At 34.1% G+C, this 20,504-nt stretch carries 13 protein-coding genes; 9 read left to right on the top strand and 4 right to left on the bottom strand.

The features are described from left to right. The coding region (locus HOG71_02260) for a T9SS type A sorting domain-containing protein (protein ID MBT5989652.1) at positions 1-506 on the top strand (506 nt) is incomplete at its 5' end. Between the two features lie 6 nt (positions 507-512). Here the strand turns inward: HOG71_02260 and HOG71_02265 are convergent. Together HOG71_02265 and HOG71_02270 are read right to left on the bottom strand one after the other, a co-directional pair. After that, positions 513-3,494 carry an OmpA family protein gene (locus tag HOG71_02265; GenBank protein MBT5989653.1) on the bottom strand — a complete coding sequence of 994 codons (2,982 nt, stop codon included), beginning with the start codon at positions 3,492-3,494 and terminating at the stop codon, positions 513-515. Positions 3,495-4,033: 539 nt separating this feature from the next. Beyond that, entirely contained in the window at positions 4,034-5,311 is a 1,278-nt protein-coding gene (locus tag HOG71_02270) for an OmpA family protein (GenBank protein ID MBT5989654.1), read from the bottom strand. Between the two features lie 347 nt (positions 5,312-5,658). Here HOG71_02270 and HOG71_02275 point away from each other — a divergent pair, with 347 nt between their 5' ends. Continuing rightward, on the top strand, positions 5,659-6,930 hold the full coding sequence (locus HOG71_02275; protein MBT5989655.1) for a hypothetical protein: 1,272 nt from the start codon (positions 5,659-5,661) through the stop codon (positions 6,928-6,930). A gap of 68 nt (positions 6,931-6,998) precedes the next feature. On the opposite strand, the gene HOG71_02280 is transcribed toward HOG71_02275, so the two are convergent. Continuing rightward, positions 6,999-7,454 carry a DUF2147 domain-containing protein gene (locus HOG71_02280; protein MBT5989656.1) on the bottom strand — a complete coding sequence of 152 codons (456 nt, stop codon included), beginning with the start codon at positions 7,452-7,454 and terminating at the stop codon, positions 6,999-7,001. Between the two features lie 105 nt (positions 7,455-7,559). Further along, positions 7,560-10,442: a response regulator gene (locus HOG71_02285; protein MBT5989657.1), complete on the bottom strand. Its 2,883-nt coding sequence runs from the start codon at positions 10,440-10,442 to the stop codon at positions 7,560-7,562. A gap of 362 nt (positions 10,443-10,804) precedes the next feature. Here HOG71_02285 and era point away from each other — a divergent pair, with 362 nt between their 5' ends. The 7 genes from era (at position 10,805) to HOG71_02320 (ending at position 20,374) form a co-directional block, all read left to right on the top strand. Continuing rightward, positions 10,805-11,689: a GTPase Era gene (gene era / locus HOG71_02290; GenBank protein ID MBT5989658.1), complete on the top strand. Its 885-nt coding sequence runs from the start codon at positions 10,805-10,807 to the stop codon at positions 11,687-11,689. A gap of 97 nt (positions 11,690-11,786) precedes the next feature. Continuing rightward, on the top strand, positions 11,787-12,467 hold the full coding sequence (locus tag HOG71_02295; protein ID MBT5989659.1) for a succinate dehydrogenase cytochrome b subunit: 681 nt from the start codon (positions 11,787-11,789) through the stop codon (positions 12,465-12,467). A 20-nt stretch (positions 12,468-12,487) separates the two neighbouring features. Beyond that, positions 12,488-14,428 (top strand): fumarate reductase/succinate dehydrogenase flavoprotein subunit, encoded by a 1,941-nt coding sequence (locus HOG71_02300; GenBank protein MBT5989660.1) that lies wholly within the window; start codon positions 12,488-12,490, stop codon positions 14,426-14,428. Positions 14,429-14,668: 240 nt separating this feature from the next. Then, positions 14,669-15,037 carry a four helix bundle protein gene (locus HOG71_02305; protein MBT5989661.1) on the top strand — a complete coding sequence of 123 codons (369 nt, stop codon included), beginning with the start codon at positions 14,669-14,671 and terminating at the stop codon, positions 15,035-15,037. Between the two features lie 59 nt (positions 15,038-15,096). Beyond that, positions 15,097-15,846, top strand: coding sequence for a succinate dehydrogenase/fumarate reductase iron-sulfur subunit (locus HOG71_02310; protein MBT5989662.1), 750 nt, complete (start codon positions 15,097-15,099; stop codon positions 15,844-15,846). Positions 15,847-15,883: 37 nt separating this feature from the next. Further along, positions 15,884-16,630 (top strand): 3-oxoacyl-[acyl-carrier-protein] reductase, encoded by a 747-nt coding sequence (gene fabG / locus HOG71_02315; GenBank protein MBT5989663.1) that lies wholly within the window; start codon positions 15,884-15,886, stop codon positions 16,628-16,630. A 459-nt stretch (positions 16,631-17,089) separates the two neighbouring features. Continuing rightward, positions 17,090-20,374 (top strand): PAS domain S-box protein, encoded by a 3,285-nt coding sequence (locus HOG71_02320; GenBank protein ID MBT5989664.1) that lies wholly within the window; start codon positions 17,090-17,092, stop codon positions 20,372-20,374. The last annotated feature ends 130 nt before the right edge of the window (positions 20,375-20,504 follow it).

Here is a 20,504-nt window from a genome sequence, read left to right on the forward strand (position 1 = left end):
AACTGGATGGTGGCAATGTGTTGATTTGTGATGGAGGAAAAGGCGTTTTCTTTGAAGTTGACACAGTCGGAAATAAAGTGTGGGAATATGTTAATCCTGTATCCGCAAATGGGATAATTGAACAATTTCAGCCTGCTCAGGCAAATAAAGTTTTTAGATGTAGTTATTATCCAATGCGTTATCCAGCCTTTGATGGGAGAAGTCTAAAAGGGAAAGACCCTATTGAGATAAATCCAATCTCCTACATATGCAACTTAAATATTCCAAACAGTATGCAAGAAAAATTGAATAACAATGATGCTAGTTTTCGTCAGAATAATGGAATAATGTATTTTAAAGTACCTTTTGAAAATTTTCACATTCAATTATTGAATGTGCAGGGTCAGACTATTTTTTCAGGTGAGAATAAGAGTGAAATAAATACTCAGAATATACAAAAGGGATTTTATGTTTTGAAGGCGCAATCTTCAGAAGGCGCAATCTTTAGCCGGAAAGTATTTATCTAAATTAAATCAATCTTCCAATATCCTGAACTCAACTCGTCTATTTTTCTGGCGACCTTTGTCATTTGAATTAACATCAATTGGTGCTGATTCCCCATAACCTGTTGTCATAATACGGTCAGCAGAAATCCCTTTTTTCACCATCATTTCCTTCACTTTTTCTGATCTCTTTTGTGATAACTTAATGTTGTAATTTTCCTGACCTCTTTCATCTGTATGTCCTGCTATTTCAATAATAACACCTTTGTTCCGTTTCATAAACGTAATAACATTGATCAATTCTTTTGCAGTACCTTTAACAATATCGGTTTTGTCAAATACAAATTTGATATCAGGAAAAATAAGTTGATCGAATTCGTGTTCAATTAATGAAGTTTCATCCAGCTCAAGTACTGATTCTGCCGTATCAATTTCTGTTTTTTTTCCAATTGAAATTTGATCAAAGTCAGTAATATCCTTAATTTCAAACTTTTTCATTTCAAGCTGTTTGATCTCTTCTTCTTTAAATGTTACATTGAAGTCATAGTTAGGATTGGACTTTATTTTATTGATTTTATCAGGCACATAACTAAACTTAACCGTTAGCGTGTCGGCCACAACGCCATTTGGAGGACAAACTTTCAAAAAGAAAACATAATCGCCCTGAATTTCCATATTTATGCGGATTCCATAGTAGTTTTTAACTTTCTTGTAAATATCTCCCAATATCCATTCAAGGTCTCCTGTTTCATAAATTCGGTAATAACTGCCTTCAGTATAATCTGCTATTGCCTTCAGGTAGTCTTCACTGATATAGTCGCCAAAGCCAATGGTATGAACTTTTATATTGTTTTCCAGTGCTTTTAAAATAACATCTCGTTTTGAGGAAAAAGAAGCATTTTCATTTCCATCGGTAAAAAGTATGACTGATTTTTCCTGGAAGCCTCGGGTATCTTTTATTTTTGATATGCCTACTGCAACGCCATCTAATAATGCAGTTCCTCCGCCATAGCCATATAAGCCATTAAGACCAATTTCTTTAAACAGTGCTTTCTTATTATTGCTAAACTGAGCATCAACACCAACTCGGTCGTCATATTTAATAACAGCTACAGCATCTTCATCCGATTTGGAATCTATAAATCCGACCACTCCTCTTTGCAGTGTTTTGGCTCTTTCTTCTCCCATCGAGCCACTATGATCGAGCACCAAAGAAATAGCATTGGGTTGAGGCTCCCGTTCGCTGTATTCATAAATTTCGAAATCAGTAAGCTGTATGGTTTCTCCATTCGGTTTTTGGACAATCAGGTTACACCAGATGTTTTTCCAATCTTCCTCTCCACCACCAAAATAATAGACTCCTCTTTTGTCCATTATATGAAGCTTAATTTCTGCAAAAGAGTCGCTTTGGCTAATTGTTTTGAGAACAATTGACAGTGAGTCCTGAATTTCACTGATATGCCGGCTTCGTGTAAAGCGAGGATAATAAAATCCTTGGGGAACAACACCGTCCTTGCCGATTATATTTTCAACTATAAATTGAAGAGTGTCTGTGAAATAGGACATCTCCAGCGATTTTTCTCCAAAATCCGCAACAATAGCTGAAGTATTCACAAAACCATATTTTTTGTTTTTATCTCGGGCAATAATAAGTTTACTATCTGGTGTATATTGTATGAAATCTACATTTTCAATAAAAGATTTATCCTGAGAGATGGGAGCTGGTTTTGCATAAATGCCTTTTTTCAGGAAATTGTTGTTTTCAAGAACGACAAAACGTAAATCAGGACTAATAACTCTTTTTTTGATTTGTGTTTTAGGAATTATTGTATACTCAAACGTATTAAAATCAAATGCATAATTAAACTCATCAACATAGCGCTGAGATTCTACGTTGAACATACGTTTATTCATATGGTCGACATCCAGAAAAAGAATGCTGTCATTAGCCCAAAAATAATTTATTCCCTCCTTTGATTTGTTCTCATCAACAATTTCAAATACTGCTTTTGCCTTGCTGTTGTCAACTACAGCTAATGACTGAATATTGTTTTTACTGCTGAGGGCAAGAATCAGGTATTTCCCATTTGGGCTTACGGTACTTTTATTAATAATGACTTTAACAGGCAATTTGATATCTGCATAAAAATCGGGTGTATTCTCTTTTGATTGACCCCGAATATCTGCTGTTATTTCTTTTAATAGTTTGTAGGAGCTGAATTTCTTAACTCGTTTCAGTTTGGGCAAAGTGTACACATAACTGGAATAGTTATTCTTGGTTTTACGCCCAATAGTTATACTTTTCGCATCACTTGAAAAACGGATAACGGAGCCATAAAACCTTTTTAAAAGGCGGGGATTTCCTGATTTCCATAAATAGCTGGTGTTTTTATCATCCAGCACCACTATGTATTTGTCGTTTTCACTAAAACAGATATCAACTATTTTGCTGCTAGTTGGTAGATTTCGGTAACTGAATATTTTGCCACCACTATGTGCATCATATACATTGAGCTTATTTTCTTCAGCCAACAAAAACTGGTTGTCGAAATTGTCAAAAGTAAAAATGCATTCGTCACTAAAGTATTTTATGTATTTTTTATTGGATATTTTTAAATGCCTTGTTTTCGGAAAATAAGAGATTACACGTCCTGCTTTTACATCACAAACCAAATCGTTATCTGGAAAAGACATATATAGGCTTTTACCAGTAGGACTAAGAAACATGGTGTCCATTTTTGATTTGAACTCATATTTTATTTTAAAAGCCGAGAACTTATTATTGGTTTTTAAGTCATAAACATCAATATGGTATGTGTAAAGTATTTTCTTAACGTTCTTCTTTCCTATGATAACTTTAAAGCTGTCAACTCCTTTTTCACGCCCCTCTTGTTTGCAAACTGCAAATATTCGACTATTGCCACTTACTGAAGTAAATGTCTGCGAAAATGAATGAAAGGTTATTGTTGTTAAGAATAGAATCAGAAGGTAAATTTTTCTTGTCTGTTGCATGAGTTCGGAAAGCTTCAATTCAAAAGTAAGATAAAATCAGATTTTTGATACAATTAATAAACGTGAAAGTTCAGAGAATGTTTTATATGTTTTCGAAGGAAGTAGTCTGGCAGACCAGAATTGCTAAATGATTTTATTTCAATAATAAATAAAAGGCAATCCCGATTTCTCAGGATTGCCTTCAAATATATGCGTAAATATATTAGTGTACTTTGTAGTTATAGTATGAAATACCTATTCCAATTGCAAATGCTGTTGCGGTTCCGATTATAATAATTGCTGTGACCATGATGCCCTCCTTTTTTTTAATTGTTTAACAGGACTTTTTCTAACATATAGATTGCAACATATATACCGAGAATCATTATTGTGTATGTAATTTGGCAATTAATGAATTGATTTTTATCAAGTCTGTGCTTTCAATGAGTAGTCGTGAAAATGAGGTAAACCTCAGCTCGAATTAATGTGTTTTATTTTTTGTGATTTCTTCATGCATTCTAGTCGTAGGACCACTTAAAGTCATCCTACGACTGCATAATTCAATTAATAGCTTTTTCATTTTTTATTATTCGATTGAAATCTTCAGGGTATAGGAAGTAAACCTTATAAAGAGTCTTTTCGCGAATAGGGAACAGTCCAATAAGTGTATGGTTAGTATAACGTGATGTCTTACATTTCCCAAATGCATATCGTGGCAATATCTCAGTTAGTGGCTGGTAATCCATAATCAAGGTATCCCCTTTTGAATTGATCGCTTTTGCATAGATATAGGGTGTTTCCAAAGGACACTTCATCCTGATTTTTACTTTCTTTTTTGGTTTTAATATAGTTGGAGAGTAAACTATTTTAATTGGGCATTCTGTAGAGATTTTTAAAGAGACAATTTCAAGATCCTCTTTGGTTTTAAATTTTCTTTTTGGTGATTTTTTGATTTTCACATCAAGGTTCATTTTCATCGGACAAATCAGTTCAAATTCATAAAATCTCTTCCCATTCTCTCTCACAATTCGAAGAAGTTTTTGATTACTTAGAATCCAACCTCCTGCGCTAAATGCATAAAATTTCATTCCTTCGTTACATCTTGTTATTGGAACTCTGATAACAATTGGATGGTTCAAACAAGTATCTCCTTTTACATTAAATGAAAACATCCCTCCAGTCCTCAATGTATTTCCGTCACTATCCATGGTCGTAAAACCAGATTCACGTATAGCATTGGTACTTACATATTCTTTGAAACTAATTATATCTTTTAATTTCAGATACTCACAAATATTCATCACTAAACGTGTACCTTGTTGTAAAACAACAACAGTATCTTTACTACAACTATCAGTTTCGTAATTAATTTCTCTTACTACATCAGCTTCACCTTCATGCCGTATATTAAGCTCTTGAAAGCTATAATTAACTGTGATTTGAACACGCCTGTTTTGGGCACGTTCATTATCTGATACATTTTTTGTGATGGGCTTGTTTTCCCCATAATACCTTGCAGAGATGATGAATTCAGGAAGTTTTTTGCTAATAAGATATTGTTTGATAGTCTCTGACCGTTTTTCAGAAAGCTGAATATTGTAAATACTATCTGCCACATTATCAGTATGTCCTGTGATTGAAATTTTCCGTAAACGGATTTTCTGAAAGTAGTCAGAACCAGGAATTCGTTTAATAAAACTGTCGAGTGATTTTTGGTTTTGACTGTTTAATGCGTATTCGTTGGTTTCGAAATAGATTGTGAGTTCCATGCTTTTTTCCTGTGTCATTGCCTGAAAAACACTAATTGTAAATGATAATAAGAGGATCAAGTATTTCATTTTTTTTGAATTTAATTCTTATGCTCTAACTGCATTATGTCTTTAAGTTCCTAAACGTAATCTTGGATACTTGTTTTTGATTGTAAAACTTCAACCAGTGGATGTCTTTTTGATAATTCTCTGCCATTGGTTTTAAACTCCCAGGAGCAGTAGGGCCATCATGGACTAATACCACTTCGTATTGAGATTGACCATATGTTCGATACAGAATCAAGAGAAACTAAAATATTAAATAGTTTGATGATTATTCATTTTGACAAAGATAAACATAGCTATTGTATTAAAAGAAAGACTGAATAGGTCATAAATTAGCATTGAGTGACTAAATTTGTTTTACACTTATATCCATGATTCAAAAAACTCAAATAAAGCTATTTGATTCCAAAGAGAATAAGTTAATTTTTCTGATTCTCTTTTTGTCTATGCTAATTCGAATTGTTTGGCTACTCGTTTTCGATCCCGAAATAGCTAGTGACGCTAATTGGTATTTTGAGAAAGGAGGGATGATTGCTGATGGAAAAGGATATTTTTCAGAAGGACATAAAACTGCCTTTTATCCGATTGGCTATCCTGCCTTTTTATCTGCATTATTTTTTGTTTTTGGAAAAAGTGTTTTAGTAGCTCGTATTGCAAATATTATTTTATCGATTAGTAGCATTTGGTTGGTTTACAAACTGAGCAGAGTTTTTGTCAAAAATGCAGGTTTAAGGCTTGTCGTAGTATTTATTTTTGCTTTCTATCCCAATCATATAGCCTATACAACATTACTGTATAACGAAACTTTTTTCACTACTTTATTTTTAGCAGCATTGTATTTTCAGATTCGATTTATGAATAGGGGAAATGTGAAGTATTTAGTGCTGTCAGCAGTTTTATATGGCTTGGCAGTTCTTGTTCGTCCTGCTGTGTTATTTGTTCCAATCATCGTTTTTGCTGTTGCTTACTTTAAAAGACAAAAACATGGAATTAAAAGATATGATGTAAAGTGGATAAAGCATATTGGGTTTAGCTATTTGTTGATATTGCTATTACTATTGCCTTGGCAAATCAGGAATTACAAAGTATTCGATTCGTTTGTATTTATTTCAACTACAGCTGGTTTCGATTTACTGGTTGGCAACCATCCCGGAGCAAAGGGTAATTATGAACCTGATACTACCTATTTTAGTCAAATTGACCGTAGTGGAACAGAAGTCGATTATGATAAACGAACCAAGCTATTGGTTAAAGAGATTATCAAAAATAATCCGAAAGCGTTTTTCAAGCGCCTCCCACATAAATTATATTATTTTTTATGGCCGGGAATGGATGGCATTAGTTGGAATATGCAAACTGATTCAGTAACGGAGTTGTTGTTTTTAAAACGATTTCGTTTTTTGAGTAATGCATATTATTTGTTTTTGCTGATTTTACTATCTGCTTCAATTTTGTTCAGCATTTTGTATTGGCGAATGTCTTCGTACTGGTTTTGGCTAGTGCTCAGCCTTTCAGGATACTACATATTGGTTAGCCTAGCTTTTTTTGGGGAATCCCGATTTCACTTTCATTTAGTTCCACTGGCCATTTTGTTTTTAGCAGAAAGAATAGAAGTGATATTTACAAAAAGAAAAAGCATATAAAGTAATTTAGCAGTGAGGATAATCCTACTGCTAAATTATTATTAATCGTTTCTTAAAATTCTGGTTTTCTATTTCTTCCTGACCCACACGGTTGTGCGTCCTAACAATGAGATACCGACATATCCACGTATATCCATTTTATCATCAGTTGTCATGGTCATAATACAATTATAGGTTTTGCCATTGTCTGGGTCATAAATGGTTCCTCCTTTAAATACGCCATCTCCTTTATAATCAAATCCTTTTAAGATTAAAAGTCCAATAATAGGATCTTTTTGTTTGGCTTCATCCGGATTTTGATCATCAACTTTAGCGGTTCCATCATCTTCGTTTGGATTTTTTAACCAGGTAATTTTACCGTAGTATTTTCCATTTTTTGCTCTGTAAACTTTTACAGTACTTTTATCGTCTTCGGTATACCATTCGCCTCGTACTTTATCAGACTCTTTTGTGTCCTGTCCATTCGAGAACAAATACATAAAGGCAAATGCAAATAATAAAATTGCTTTTTTACTTTTCAGCATAGATTTGTTTTTTTGTGAATAAGATCAATTTTTCTTCCTCAATGATACGAAAAAAATAGAATATATAAAATTTTAAATGTATGAGAAAAGAAAAGCATCAGCAACTTATTTGGGAAGAAAGGTTTGTATGCTATTTAATAAATCATCTGGCTTAAAAGGTTTGGTAATGTAGTCGTTCATTCCAGCACTTAAGCATTTTTTTCGATCGCCTTCAATGGCTTTGGCTGTTACAGCAATAATTCCAATTTTAAAAGCGGCCTTACTGCTTACTTCATATTCTCTTATATTGATGGTTGCTTCAATGCCATCCATTTTGGGCATATCTATATCCATCAACACAACATCATATTTATTTTCTTTAAAAAATTTGACCGCATCAACACCATTCGCAGCAATATCATATTCATAACCTGCTCGTTGAACAACTATGCTTATTAATTTTTGATTGATTGGATCATCTTCAGCAATCAAAATTTTCATTTTGCCACTTTTTCTGTTTTTTGAGGGAGGATGTGTTATGTTTTTCTGATTGGAAGTTTCTTTATTTTCATTACCAAATTCTGCAATAAACCAGAAAGTTGATCCTTCTCCTAATTTACTGATAATTCCAACTTTTCCTTTCATTAAGGAAACCAGATTCTTAACAATGGATAAGCCAAGACCAGTGCCCTCGCTTTTCGATACACGACCACTTTCTGTTTGAAAAAATGGTTTGAATAAGCTGTTTTGTTCTTCTTCTGAAATCCCAACACCTGTATCAATAATGCTAAACTTGAGCTTAATTATTTTTTTGGTTTCTTCTGCCACTGAAACATCAATAGTAACATTTCCCTCATAAGTGAATTTTAGGGCATTATTTGTTAAGTTTAACAATATCTGTAGCAACCTATTGGGATCCCCACTAATCTGTCGGGGAACATTATGAGCAATACTGGTAAATAAGCCAACGCCCTTGTCCTGAGCTTTTAGAAGCAGCATGTTTGTGGTTTCATGAACCACATCTGTTGGATTGAACGGTCGGCTATCCAATAGAAGCTGTCCTGCTTCCACTTTTGAGAAATCGAGAATATCATTTATAATGGATAGTAAGCTATTAGCTGAAGTATAAATGATATTGATGTATTCTTTTTGTTTTGCATTTAATGGTGTGTCTTTCATGACCTCCGACATGCCAATAATGCCACTCATTGGTGTGCGAATTTCATGACTCATTGTAGCCAAAAACATGGATTTTGATTTGGTAGCATCTTCTGCTTCTTCTTTTGCCCGAATCAAATTGGTTTCCAGTCTCTTGCGCTCTGTAGTGTCACGAGTAATGCATAAAAACACTTCCTCATTCATATGAACAATCCGCGATTCAAAATCTTTTTGTTCCTTATTAATGCTAAGTTGAAATTCAATAAGCTCCAGCTCTTTAGATTTTTGAGCTTTTTTTAGAGCAGCTAAATATTGTTTGGCTACAGCAGCAGGAAAAATTTCCGCTAAATTTTTATTGGTAATATGTGTTTTCTCAGCAATAAAATTATTGGTATTATTTGCATGAGTCTCCAGAAATATACCAGCATCATTTAGCAAAAACATCATGTCGGGTATGGCCTGAAGCATAGCACGCGTTTTCTTTTCACTACGCATCAATTTCGAAAGAGCATCTTCCAGTAAGGTTTTTTGTGTACTTACTTCCTGATTTTTTTGACGTAATAAAGCATTGGTTTTTCGGTTATTTCGATAAAGATTGATAATAAAGAATACAATAACAAGTGAAATAACGACCAATGCAATTAGTAGAAGTGTTAAATACCTTTGCTTGGATAATTCCAAACTTTGGATCAGATTGTTTTTCTTTAAAATCTCATTTTCCTTTTCTGTTTCTTCTGTTTCGTATTTCAGTTTTAAATCGTGAATAGACCAGCTTGTTTCTTCATTCAGCACGCTATCTTTCATTTGAGCATATAGCGATTGATATTTATAAGCTTTTAGATTATTTTTTTGAGCAAAATACAATTCTGATAATCCTTTGTAATTTTCTGCAATTAGTTTCTTGACATTGCGTTTTTTAGAATATTCTAAACTTAAAAGAAAATACTTTTCAGCTTTTTGATATTTTTTTTGTGCAACAAAAATTTGCGCCAACTGAAATTGATTTTGCGCTAAAATTAAGTAGTTGTGATTATTTATTGCCAGGCTTGATGATTCATTTAAAAATGCAATTGCTTGTTTGTAGTCCTCTTGTTGAATGTAAATCTGAGCTTTATAATACAATAATTCTTCAACACTAATAGTAAGTGATTTATATTCTTCAATGGCTTCATCAATAGTGTTTAATCCCTTTTCCAGATCATTTTTATAAAAATAGGTTAATCCTATTTTTGATTTTACTTGTGCATAAAGTTCTGGACTTCTGTTTTTATCAATAATTTGCAATGCATTTTTGTAATAATTAAGTGCATCTTGATAATTCTCAATGGCCACCTGTATATCACCTATTTGTATCAGGCAAGCTGATTTTCCAATCAGGTCATTTAGACTGTCATAGGTTTGAAGGGAGGAATAAAAGTAGCTCAATGCACGACTGTAATCACTGAAGCTCATGTAGATTTTGCCCATATGAAACTCAGCAAACGCGATTCCAAACGCATAGTTTGATAGTTTTGATAAGTTTAATCCGCGTTGAAAATATTGAAAAGACTCAGAAATAGAATCCATCGATAAGTAAAACTCTCCGATATTGATCAAAGCCAATGCCTTTCCATTGGGATAGTTAGTTGATTCTGAAAGACTATAGGCCAGCTGGGCAAATGAATCAGATTTTTCAATATCCATGAACTGATATTGAATAGCTATTTGATTGAGTATGTCAATTTTTTCTTTTCCTTTGGCACTTTCAAGTTGAAATTCTAGTGAATCGGAACTTGAAGATGCTAGAACTGGAATTGAAAACAGAAGACCTACAATTATGTAGTTTACATTATAAAGCAAGTATTTAATCAATTTCTTTCGATTTGATTCAAAACAAAATTAATCTGTCAGCACCATTATTATATGAAATTAATTGGAAACATATTAACATCTACCATTAATGCTTGTACAGTATTAGTTTATTCGTTTCAATAGAGAAAAGTTACTGCAAGAATTAAATTAAATCAGGTATCATAGTTGAAATGCTAATATTCTGCTTCCGAAAGTATGCTTTACAAATCAATCATCATGCATTAGCCTATTAATTGATAGGATTTTAGGTGAAGTATTCTTTTCCGTATTATTAACCGGAGCTCAGCTTATTATATTTTATCGAATCTTATTTGTTGCGATTAGTCTAAATTTGATCTCTTAAAAACAATATTATCAAGCATATGAGTGATTTCAAAGCAGGATTTGTAAATATATTCGGATACCCTAATGCAGGTAAATCAACACTGACAAATGCATTTATTGGAGAAGAAATATCAATCGTTACAAAAAAAGTTCAAACTACTCGGCAGCGATTGCTTGGTTTGTTAACGACTAAAGAATTTCAGATTGTATTTTCAGATACACCCGGTATATTGGATCCACATTATGAACTTCAAAAGACAATGATGTCGGACATTGAAGGCGCCTTTGAAGATGCCGACATTATTCTGTATATCACCGAGCTTAACGATAATTTCGATAAGCATTTACCCTATGTAGAAAAGATAAAAAAGCTAAATGTTCCCTTTTATTTATTAATTAATAAAATTGATTTAGGTGAACAGAAAAAGCTCGAGCAAAAAGTTGAAGCTTGGGAGAAATATGTTGATAAAAAGCAAATAGTGCCCATATCGGCATTGCACAAATTCAACGTTATTACCTTGTTAGAAGAAATAAAGAATCAGCTTCCTGTGCATGAGGCATTTTATGCAGATGATATTTTAACCGATAAAAGCGAGCGATATATTGCTTCAGAAATGATCAGAAAGCAAATATTTCTTAACTATGAACAGGAAATCCCCTATTCAACCGAAGTAGTGGTGAGTTCATTTAAAGAAGAAGAGAAAATCATTTACATCAATGCTGATATTTATGTTAGCAGAAGGACTCAAAAGCCTATCATTATTGGGAAAGGTGGTAAGATGTTAAAGATAGTAGGAACCGAATCAAGAAAAGAAATGGAATTGTTCTTTAACAAAAAAGTATACCTTGAGTTATATGTCAGAATCAAAGAAAACTGGCGTAACAAACCAGAAGACTTGCGCAGGTTTGGCTATAAACATTAAGCACAAAATGCTGTTTATGAAATAACAGCAATTGCTAATAAATAAATTTTTAAATTCGCAATCCTTTAGTATTATTATAAATCAAAAATTTGAATAGATGAGCTGGTTTACTTCAACATTAACCTCGTCAATTGGTAAGAAATTGATCATGTCGTTGGCAGGACTATTTCTGATCACTTTTCTCCTGGTTCACTTGGGAATTAATTTGCTGGTTTTATTAGAAGACAATATGTACTTCAATAAAGCAGCACATTTTATGGGTACAAACATCTTGATTAAGATATTTGAGTTTGTGCTTTTCGGAGGCTTTATCATACATGTTATCTATGCCTTGATTTTGCAGGTTCAAAACTGGTTAGCCCGGCCTGTGCGATATAAAGTAGAAAATCTGACCAATCAAACATCCTTCTTTTCCAAGTATATGATTCATACTGCCATTATAATTGGGGTGTTTTTGGCCATTCATTTAGCCGATTTTTATATCAAGGCAAAATTTCTGGGAGAAATAGGTGATGTTTTTTATGGAGGTAAAGAATACCACGACATGGCTGCTCTCATTGAAGCTAAATTTTTGTTGGGAGGCTTTGTGATTTTCTACATCATCGCTTTACTATTTCTGGCATTTCATTTAAATCACGGTTTCCAGTCTGCTTTCCAAACATTGGGTATCGAGCATAAAAAATACACCCCATTTATTAAACTATTGGGTGTTTTATATTCCATATTAGTTCCTCTGGGATATGCTATTATTCCACTAATAATCTATTTTGGTAAGTAATCATCAAAGAAATATTTGACATGGTTAAAATAAATTCAAAGACACCAGAAGGGCCAATTGAAAAAAAATGGTCTAATTATAAAGCTCATCAGGCATTGGTAAATCCTGCTAACAAGCGAAAAATTGATATTATAGTAATAGGAACCGGATTAGCAGGAGCTTCTGCTGCTGCAAGTCTGGGAGAACTTGGCTTTAACGTCAAGAATTTTTGCTTTCAGGACAGTCCTCGAAGAGCGCATAGTATTGCCGCTCAGGGTGGAATAAATGCTGCTAAAAATTACCCGAATGATGGCGATAGTGTTTATCGCTTATTTTACGATACCGTAAAAGGTGGTGATTATCGGGCTCGCGAATCAAATGTATATCGTTTGGCTGAAGTGAGCAACAGCATTATTGATCAATGTGTTGCTCAAGGAGTTCCTTTTGCAAGAGAATATAGTGGAATGCTTGATAACCGTTCATTTGGCGGTGCTCAGGTTTCCAGAACTTTTTATGCCCGTGGCCAAACCGGACAACAATTATTGTTGGGTGCATACGGTGCATTATCCAAAGAAATTAGTAAAGGCAGTGTGAAAATGTACACACGCCACGAAATGCTTGACCTTGTTGTTGTTGAAGGTCGTGCTCGTGGAATAATTGCTCGCAACTTGATTACAGGCGAATTAGAAAGACATTCTGCACATGCAGTTGTTATAGCTACCGGTGGTTATGGAAACGTATTTTTCTTGTCGACCAATGCCATGGGATCCAATGTTACTGCTGCATGGAAAGTTTATAAAAAAGGCTCATTTTTTGGAAATCCTAGCTTTACACAAATTCATCCAACCTGCATACCCGTTCATGGTGATTTTCAATCTAAACTTACTCTAATGAGTGAAAGTTTGCGAAATGATGGTCGGATATGGGTTCCTAAAAATAAGGAAGATGTTGAGCGATTAAGAAAAGGAGAAATAAAACCAAAAGACTTAAGCGAGGAGCAAAGAGATTATTATCTCGAAAGAAGATATCCTGCTTTTGGAAACTTAGTTCCCCGAGATGTTGCTTCACGTGCAGCCAAAGAAAGATGCGATGGTGGATATGGTGTTGGAGAAACTGGCTTAGCTGTTTATCTTGATTTTGCATCAGCTATTGAAAGATTAGGGAAGGATGTAATTGAAGCTCGATATGGCAACTTATTCCAGATGTATCATAAGATCGTTGATGAAAATCCGTATGAAACCCCTATGATGATTTATCCTGCTGTTCATTATACCATGGGTGGTATTTGGGTCGATTATGAACTTCAAACTTCAGTGCCGGGTTTATTTGCTATTGGAGAAGCCAATTTTTCTGATCATGGAGCAAACCGATTGGGAGCATCTGCACTTATGCAAGGCTTAGCTGATGGATATTTTGTTTTGCCATTTACCATTCAATCGTATTTGTCAGATCAAATTGGAGTTCCACGCTATTCGACCGAACTTCCTGAGTTTGCAGAAGCAGAAAAAGCCACTCACGAGCGTTTGGAGAAATTAATCAATGTTAAGGGAACACATACTGTTGATCATTTCCACAAACTTCTTGGTAAGATCATGTGGGAACATGTTGGTATGTCCAGAAATAAAGAAGGACTTGCTCATGCGATCAAAGCAATACAAGAATTGAAAGAAGAATTTTGGAAAGATGTTCGTATTCCGGGTGAATTGAAAGAAGTGAATACTGAGCTGGAAAAAGCAGCCCGAGTTGCTGATTTCTTTGAATTGGGTGAACTCATGGCCAGAGATGCTTTGAATAGAGAGGAGTCATGTGGTGGCCACTTCCGTGAAGAGTACCAGACTCCCGAAGGCGAGGCAATGCGAGATGATAAGAATTTCACATTTGTTGCCGCATGGGAATATATGGGAGAAGGAGAAGAACCAAAAATGAATAAGGAAAAGCTTAATTACGAAGCAATTGAAGTAAAGCAACGGAATTATAAATAGAGGCTGAGGCGTAGGCTAAGGCTTAGGAAGGTAAGGTGTTCAAATTAGTTTTGAATTAAAAAAGAGAATGAAAAATAAAATATTACTAAACAATTAATCGGCTAAACTCAGCCTCAGCCTTATGAAGTTAAGAGTTCAAATAAGTTTTGGAACATAAAAAGAGAAAAATTAATAGATTATAATTAAACAACTAATCGGCTAACCTGAGCCTCAGCCTGAGCCTCAGCCTTTTTTTAAACAATGATAAAGTTCAACGATTTCAGAGATATGAGTGTTTGGCAGCTTGCAGTTAAGTTGTTGACAGTTATCTATAAAATCACGAATGAATATCCTGAGTCAGAAAAGTTTGGTTTAGTTTCAGATATGAGAAGAGCAGCTAACTCCATTTGTCACAATGTTGCTGAAGGATATGGACGTTTTGAAGCAAGAGATAAAACAAGATTTTACAAAATAGCAAGAGGAAGTAGCTATGAATTAATTAGTCAATTGACTGTTTCGGCAGTTTTAGGTTATATTTCAGAATCTGAATCCGATCAGCATATTGTAGAAAATAAACAAATAATAAAAGAATTAGATTCATTAATTAATGCAGTTGAAAACAGAAGCTAAGTAATGAGTAGGTGGCTAACCTTAGCCTCAGCCTCAGCCTTAGCCTAAATAGAAAAAACATGGATTTCAAACTGAAAATTTGGAAACAAAAAAACCCAGGATCAAAAGGGAAATTTGTCAATTTTGAAGTAAAGGGAATTTCTTCAGATACTTCATTCCTGGAAATGCTGGATATTTTGAATGAAGATTTGGTTAACAAAGGTGACGAACCAGTTGTTTTTGATCACGATTGCCGCGAAGGAATTTGTGGAATGTGTAGTCTTTATATCAATGGACATCCACACGGACCAGATGATGCCATTACTACATGCCAATTACATATGCGCAAATTTAAAGATGGCGAAACCATTACGATTGAACCATTTCGTGCACGACCATTTCCTGTTATTAAGGATTTGATGATCGATCGTTCAGCATTGGATATCATCATTCAGGCTGGCGGTTACACATCAGCTTCAACGGGTGGAGTTCCTGATGCCAATGCGATTTTGATTTCAAAGTATAAATCAGATTTAGCAATGGATGCAGCTTCATGTATAGGCTGTGGTGCATGTGTGGCTTCATGTAAAAATGCATCAGCCATGTTGTTCGTTTCAGCCAAAGTTTCTCAAATGGCATTACTTCCACAAGGAGAACCAGAGGCTGCAATGAGGGTGATGAATATGGTTGCCGCTATGGATGAAGCAGGTTTCGGAAATTGCACCAATACGGGTGCTTGCGAAGCAGAATGTCCAAAAGAAATTAAAATTACAAATATTGCTCGCTTAAATCGTGAGTATTTGTCTGCCAGTTTTGCCAGCGAAGTATAGAAAAGGGCAAAATTCAAATATATAATAAAGGAATATTATGAAATTATTAGAAGGAAAAACGGCTTTGGTTACCGGTGCTGCTCGTGGTATTGGTAAAGCCATTGCGATGAAATATGCTGAACAAGGCGCCAATGTAGCTTTCACTGATTTGAAAAGAGATGATAACATGGAAGCTGTTGAAAAAGAACTTGAAACGTTTGGAGTGAAAGCCAAAGGCTATGCTTCTGATGCCAGTTCTTTTACCATAACAGAAAACACAGTTAAAGAAATATTAGAAGATTTTGGAACCGTTCATATTTTGGTCAACAATGCAGGTATTACCAGAGATAATTTGCTCATGCGTATGACCGAAGACCAATGGGATATGGTCATTAATGTAAATCTAAAATCGGTATTCAATGTAACCAAAGCATTGCTTTCAACATTTATGAAACAAAAATCAGGATCCATCATTAATATGGGTTCCGTAGTTGGCTTAAGTGGAAATGCTGGACAATCCAACTATTCAGCATCAAAATCAGGTCTGTTTGGATTTACAAAATCCATTGCGCAAGAAATTGGTTCAAGAAATATTAGAGTAAACGCAATTGCTCCCGGATTTATTGAAACAGATATGACCGCTGCACTTCCTGAAGATGTACGTAAGGAATGGGCTAAACAAATTCCATTACGAAGAGGTGGCAAACCTGAGGATGTTGCAGATGTTTGTGTTTTCCTCGCATCAGATTTATCAGGCTATATGACTGGTCAGGTATTGAGTGTTGATGGCGGAATGCATACTTAGAACTTGTCTAACAAACATTTAATTAGCATCTCTTTTATTCCGATTCCGATTAAAACCAGAGACCATGGTTTGATTAAACTACATGGTTTGGTTTTATATTGCTGTATATGAAATCGAATATGCATGTGGAAAAGTTAAATTCAAAATAGGATTCTATTTATTTAGTTTGCATCTTAATAATATTGATAATTGAGAGTTGATTCCTTATAGAACTAATTAAAATCGTCCAGGGAAAAATTAGTATGATTCCTACCCACTAATATGACCATAATCCATCATGAAATAGTGCTATTCAAATGCAAAATCAGCCTTAATTAGTTTAATGATTATTTGTTGAATGTCAAATTTCATAATAAGAATAGTTGCCATGAGAGGAATTAATATTTGACTAATCATGCAATATTATTGAACAAGCTTAGTTATGCATCTATTCATTGTAATTTTTAACGACAAAATTTCATGATCAAAACTATTCTATTCATAGCCTCAACTGAAACAGAATTAATTAGTCAATATTTATTGAAATCCAATTTGTATGATTTTCAGTTGTACAAAGCAGATTCGCAGCATACATATATTGAACAGATTAAAAATAACAAGCCCGAATTATTAATGCTTGATTTAAGTATTATAGAATGGAATGAGAGTGCTGCCCTGAGCCAGATACATAACACTTTCCCTGAGTTAGCTATTATTCTATTGTGTGATCCTATTCAGATTGATCTTGTCGAGAAACTACTGACCTTGGGTGCAAATGACTATATTTTTAAAACAGAGATCAATGCCCATACAATCGAAAAATCGATTTATTTTTCCTTGAAGAATAGTAATATCCCAAAACAAATCAAAAAAAACTCGGAAATAAGTAGTAATAAACCAATAGAACTTCTGGACTCTATTCATTTTCCTTTTTATATCATCAATGTTAGTGATTATAGTATTGTATTTGGAAACAAGGCTGCAGGATTGCGTCCCGGGTTGAAAACAACTTGTTATCAACTTTCACATAATCGCTCAGAAAAATGTTCAGGTAGGGATCATACCTGTCCAATGGACATTGTAAAGAGAACGAGAAAAACAGCTATTGTTGAACATATTCATAGCGATTCAAATGGTAATCTCAGGAACATCGAAGTTTATTGTCACCCCATTTTTGATCAAAGCGGAAAACTGGAATATGTTCTGGAATATTCGTTTGATATTACGGATAGCAAACGAATACTTGAGAATTATAAATTATTAAATGAAAGAAATCAAGCAATTCTAGCAGCTGTTCCTGACATTATTGTTGAAGTGAATATTGACAAAATCTATAGCTGGAGTAATCAAGCAGGATACGATTTTTTTGGTAAGGACATGATTGGCAAAGAAGCAAAATTCTACTTTGAGGGAGAACAAGATACCTATGATGATGTGAAATCGATTTTTGAAGGAAAGGAAGATATTTTATATCTTAGAAGTTGGCAAAGACGAAAAGATGGCGAAAAACGGTTACTTGGCTGGTGGTGTAAAGCATTTAAGAACTCTAATGGAGAGATTATTGGAGTCATTTCTACCGCTAGAGATGTTACTGATCGTCAACAAATGGTTGAGTCATTGCGCATGAGCGACAATAAGCATAAAACCATTTTACGTACTGCAATGGATGGCTATTGGCGGGTTGACTTGGATGGTCGTTTTCTGGAAGTAAATGATGCATATTGTGAAATGAGTGGATATAGTGAAAGGGAACTCTTATCTATGAGGATTACACATGTTGAAGCACTGGAATCAAATGAAGATATTAGTGTTCGAATAAATCGAATAGTTGAAAAAGGTACAGAACGTTTTGAATCGCAGCACCGACACAAAGAAGGACACATTTTTGATGTGGAGGTTAGTGTAAAGCATATTCATTCAGGTCAAGAGGAGCTCATTGTTTTTCTTCATGATATTACTTCCAGAAAAAGGATTTTTAAGGAATTAACCAAAAGTAGAGAAGAATACAAAGACTTTTTTGAAGACGATATCACTGCGGATTTTGTCAGTACTTTGGATGGTGAATTATTGAATTGCAATCCCAAGTTTCTAGAACTTTTTGGGTTTTCTTCTATTGAAGAGGCGAAAAAAATCCCTTTGAATGAGTATTATGAAAATCCTGATATTCGGAATAAACTCATTCAAAGGCTTAGTGAGAACAAACACTTGGACAACTATGAGTTTAATTTGCTTACTAAAAGTGGCAAAGTTGTTACCGTAAATGCAAACCTTAGGGGCTATTATGATCAAGCTGGTAAGTTGCAAACCATAAAAGGTTATATGGAGGATATAACTGAAAAAAGGATAGTTGAGAAAAACTTGATAGAAAGCGAAGAGAAGTTCAGGAAAATTACAAATACAGCTAATGATGCAATTATATTAACAGATCAAACTGGGAAGATTGTCTATTGGAATAAGATAGCAGCATCTATTTTTCAGTATAGTTCAGAAGAAATAATTGGAAATATCCTGATGGATAAAATACTTTCACCAAAAACTGTAAATGACTTTAAACGAGTGCTTAAGTTTTTTGCAAAAGGAGGAAATATAGATATAATTGGTAATAGCTTTGAGGTTTTAGGATTAAGGAAAAATGGAGAAGAATTTCCTTTGGAATTATCGGTATCGTCTATCATGTTTCAAAATAAATGGCATGCTATAGGTGTCGTTAGGGATATAACAGAACGTAAAGAATGGGAGTCGCAACTGGTTGAAGCCAAAGATAGAGCCGAACAGTCAGATCGCGTAAAATCGGCATTTTTATCTACGATGTCGCACGAATTACGTACACCTTTGAATGCTGTCATCGGTTTTTCAAGCCTAATTGATGCTAATTTGCCTATCAATGAAATTATTGATTTCAATAGAACAATCAATCAAAGTGGGATACAGCTGCTTCAAATCATTGAAAATATTTTTGATATTTCGAATATTGAGGCTGGTGTAGCGAAAATAAAAATAACTGAGTTTGAACTGTCAACCCTAACAAATTATTTGGTGGATATTGTTCATACTGAACAGCAAAAAATTGGAAAGGAGAAAATTAAATTTATTTATAAACCACAGTCAACAATTAGAGACGTTGTTCTCCAAGCCGATCAGGGCAAAATTCAGCAAGTACTTATAAATTTATTAGTCAATGCATTAAAATATACAAATGAAGGTTCAGTGGAATTTGGTTATAAAATAGAGAGCGAAAATGACTTAGTTTTTTATGTAAAAGATACTGGAATAGGAATTCCTGATGACAAAACAGACATTATTTTTGAGAATTTCAGACAAGTTGAAGACTATCATACACGCGAATATGGAGGTGTTGGCTTGGGCTTAGCCATAACAAAAAAGCTCATAGAGCTTATGAAAGGAAAAATTTGGTTGGATACAGCATTGGGAGTTGGTTCTACTTTTTTTGTTTCATTTCCTGATATCATTGTTAAAAAGGAAAATGTTGAAATAAAACGAGTGGCTGAAATAGGCAGCTATGATTTTTCAGCTTTCACTTTTTTGGTTGTAGAAGATGAGACAACCAATTACTTGTTTTTATACCATTTGTTAAAATCCACAGAAGTCAAAATAGTATGGGCTAAAAACGGACAAGAGGCAATTAATACTTTTCATGAGAATGGCCATATCGATTTAATATTAATGGATTTAAGATTACCCGTTGTAAATGGTTATGAAGCTTCCATTCAAATTTTAGAAGCTAAGCCAGATACTGTTCGTTAAGGCACATAGTTTACACAAGTTAAAGATTAGACTTTACACTAAATTAGTTTCTAACCTTACTGATTGTTCCTTAGTTCTTAATTCATTTTCATTAAAATATCCTAAAAATACATTTCTATAAAATACTCTC

The sequence above is a fragment of the Bacteroidota bacterium genome, from assembly GCA_018698135.1.
Lineage (GTDB): Bacteria > Bacteroidota > Bacteroidia > CAILMK01 > JAAYUY01 > JABINZ01.

What these genes read in the sequence shown, in the direction of transcription:
- HOG71_02320 (MBT5989664.1), top strand. Translation starts at nt 17,090, where the DNA reads ATGATCAAAACTATTCTATTCATAGCCTCAACTGAAACAGAATTAATT.
- HOG71_02310 (MBT5989662.1), top strand. Translation starts at nt 15,097, where the DNA reads ATGGATTTCAAACTGAAAATTTGGAAACAAAAAAACCCAGGATCAAAA.
- HOG71_02265 (MBT5989653.1), bottom strand. Translation starts at nt 3,494, where the DNA reads ATGCAACAGACAAGAAAAATTTACCTTCTGATTCTATTCTTAACAACA.
- HOG71_02280 (MBT5989656.1), bottom strand. Translation starts at nt 7,454, where the DNA reads ATGCTGAAAAGTAAAAAAGCAATTTTATTATTTGCATTTGCCTTTATG.
- HOG71_02295 (MBT5989659.1), top strand. Translation starts at nt 11,787, where the DNA reads ATGAGCTGGTTTACTTCAACATTAACCTCGTCAATTGGTAAGAAATTG.
- HOG71_02270 (MBT5989654.1), bottom strand. Translation starts at nt 5,311, where the DNA reads ATGAAATACTTGATCCTCTTATTATCATTTACAATTAGTGTTTTTCAG.
- fabG (MBT5989663.1), top strand. Translation starts at nt 15,884, where the DNA reads ATGAAATTATTAGAAGGAAAAACGGCTTTGGTTACCGGTGCTGCTCGT.
- HOG71_02275 (MBT5989655.1), top strand. Translation starts at nt 5,659, where the DNA reads ATGATTCAAAAAACTCAAATAAAGCTATTTGATTCCAAAGAGAATAAG.
- era (MBT5989658.1), top strand. Translation starts at nt 10,805, where the DNA reads ATGAGTGATTTCAAAGCAGGATTTGTAAATATATTCGGATACCCTAAT.
- HOG71_02305 (MBT5989661.1), top strand. Translation starts at nt 14,669, where the DNA reads ATGATAAAGTTCAACGATTTCAGAGATATGAGTGTTTGGCAGCTTGCA.
- HOG71_02300 (MBT5989660.1), top strand. Translation starts at nt 12,488, where the DNA reads ATGGTTAAAATAAATTCAAAGACACCAGAAGGGCCAATTGAAAAAAAA.